This is a genomic window from Microbacterium sp. Leaf351 (genome assembly GCF_001423825.1).
Classification (GTDB): Bacteria; Actinomycetota; Actinomycetes; order Actinomycetales; family Microbacteriaceae; genus Microbacterium; species Microbacterium ginsengisoli.
The window spans coordinates 227,565-229,725 of record NZ_LMPK01000038.1 but is presented as its reverse complement, the minus strand read 5'-3'; the positions used below and the strand labels follow the sequence as shown (position 1 = coordinate 229,725).

The following is a 2,161-nucleotide window of genomic DNA, read 5'->3' as shown; positions in this document are numbered from 1 at the left end:
GGGGGGGGGGCAGGCCGTCCAACCGGCCGGACACCACAGCCCTGCCCGAACGCGCAGAGGGGGCGGATGCCTCGCATCCGCCCCCTCCCGCGCACGACCGCGCGGTCGCGATCACCCGAAGCGGCCCGAGACGTAGTCCTCGGTCGCCTTCTGGGTGGGGTTGGTGAAGATCGTTCCGGTCTCGGCGAACTCGATGAGCTTGCCGGGCTTGCCGGTGCCGGCGATGTTGAAGAAGGCCGTCTTGTCGCTCACGCGCGAGGCCTGCTGCATGTTGTGGGTCACGATCACGATCGTGAACTCGTTCTTGAGCTCCTCGATCAGCTCTTCGATCGCGTAGGTCGAGATCGGGTCGAGCGCCGAGCACGGCTCATCCATCAGCACGACATCGGGGGAGACGGCGATCGTGCGGGCGATGCACAGTCGCTGCTGCTGACCGCCCGACAGTCCTGCGCCCGGCTTGTCGAGGCGGTCCTTGACCTCTTCCCAGAGGTTCGCGCCGCGCAGCGACTGCTCGACCAGGGCGTCGGCGTCGCTCTTCGAGATGCGCTTGTTGTTCAGGCGCACACCCGCGAGCACGTTCTCCTTGATCGACATCGTGGGGAACGGGTTCGGACGCTGGAAGACCATGCCGACCTGACGGCGCACGAGCACCGGGTCGACGCCGGGGGCGTAGAGGTCCTCACCGTCGACGAGCACCGAGCCCTCGACGCGGGCGCCGGGGATGACCTCGTGCATGCGGTTCAGCGTGCGCAGGAACGTGGACTTGCCGCATCCCGACGGGCCGATGAAGGCGGTCACGGTGCGGGGCTCGATGTTCATCGAGACCCCTTCGACCGCGAGGAAGTCGCCGTAGTAGACGTTGAGGTCCTCGACCTCGATGCGCTTGGACACCTGGGGGCTCCTTGATCAGCGGGACTTCGGCGCGAACATGGTCGCGACGATGCGGGCGATGAGGTTGAAGATGACGACGAGGATGACCAGCAGCAGGGCGGCGCCCCACGACTGCGCCTGCGAGGCGGCGATGTCCTGGCCGGGGAAGCTGTAGGCGGTGTACGCCATGACGGGCAGGGTCTGCATCGGTCCGTCGAACGGGTTCGCGTTGAAGTTGTCGGTGAAGCTCGCCGCGATGAAGATCGGCGCGGTCTCGCCGACCACACGCGCCACGGCAAGCACCACGCCGGTGACGATGCCGCTCGCCGCGGTGCGCAGCACGATCTTGACGATCGTCGTGGAGCGGGGAACACCGAGTGCGAGGGATGCCTCGCGCAGCTCGCTCGGGACGAGTCGCAGCATCTCTTCGGTCGAGCGCACGACGATCGGGATCATCAGCACGCACAGCGCGATCGATGCGGAGAAGCCGCTGAACGCCTTCGGGCCGACGATGAGCGAGAACAGCGAGAAGGCGAACAGACCGGCGACGATGGAGGGAATGCCGGTCATCACGTCGACGAGGAACGTGATCATGCGACGCAGCGGGTTGTTCGGCTGCGCGTACTCGACGAGGTAGACCGCGGTCAGGATGCCGATGGGAACCGAGATGAGCGCGGCGATGCCGGTGATGATCAGGGTTCCGACGACGGCCTGCAGGGCGCCGGGCGTGGCCACCNCCCCGATGCCCTGGGAGACGACGGTCCACAGCGTGGAGATGAGCGGCGCGACGGCCAGCACGAAGGCGCTCGTCACGAGTCCGCGGACGACCCGATCGGTCGCCTTACGGCGGTTCTCGACGATGGTGGATGCCACGCCGATGCCGACGAGGTAGAGCACCGCCGTGAGCACCAGCCACAGCGCGATGTTGAACGGCGCGAGGAGGGCGATGATCCCGGCCGAGATGACGAGGGCGATCACCACGCCGATCGGCTCGGAGAAGCGGGGGAGCTGCCCGCTGGTGAGGCCGGCTGCGCGGGTCAAGGGGCCGGCGGTGGAGGTGGTCACGAGCGCTTCCCCTTCTTCTTGCGGCCCTTCGCGCCGGGACCGGTCGCGGCGATGATGTAGCGCGCGAGCATGTTGACGGCGAGGGAGACGACGAACAGCATCAGGCCCGTGCCGATGAGCGCGGAGCGCTGGATGCCTGACGAGATCGGGAAGTTCAGCGCGATGTTCGCGGCGATCGTCTGCGAGTTGTAGCCGTCGGTGAGCAGTTGCACCGAGAACAGGAGGG

The 2,161-nt window shown here is 67.4% G+C and carries 2 protein-coding genes and 2 pseudogenes; all 4 read right to left on the bottom strand.

What is annotated here, in order from left to right; translation table 11 throughout:
* Nucleotides 1–111: 111 nt before the first annotated feature.
* Nucleotides 112–891 (bottom strand): phosphate ABC transporter ATP-binding protein PstB, encoded by a 780-nt coding sequence (pstB, locus tag ASG00_RS13885; protein WP_045246769.1) that lies wholly within the window; start codon nucleotides 889–891, stop codon nucleotides 112–114.
* A gap of 15 nt (nucleotides 892–906) precedes the next feature.
* A pseudogene (pstA, locus tag ASG00_RS13880) lies at nucleotides 907–1,606 on the bottom strand (phosphate ABC transporter permease PstA); the annotation flags it as partial.
* Between the two features lies 1 nt (nucleotide 1,607).
* Nucleotides 1,608–1,668: hypothetical protein (locus tag ASG00_RS18785; RefSeq protein ID WP_442922659.1), on the bottom strand; the 61-nt coding region annotated here is incomplete at its 3' end.
* Nucleotides 1,669–1,931: 263 nt separating this feature from the next.
* Nucleotides 1,932–2,161, bottom strand: a pseudogene (locus tag ASG00_RS18645) (phosphate ABC transporter permease subunit PstC); the annotation flags it as partial.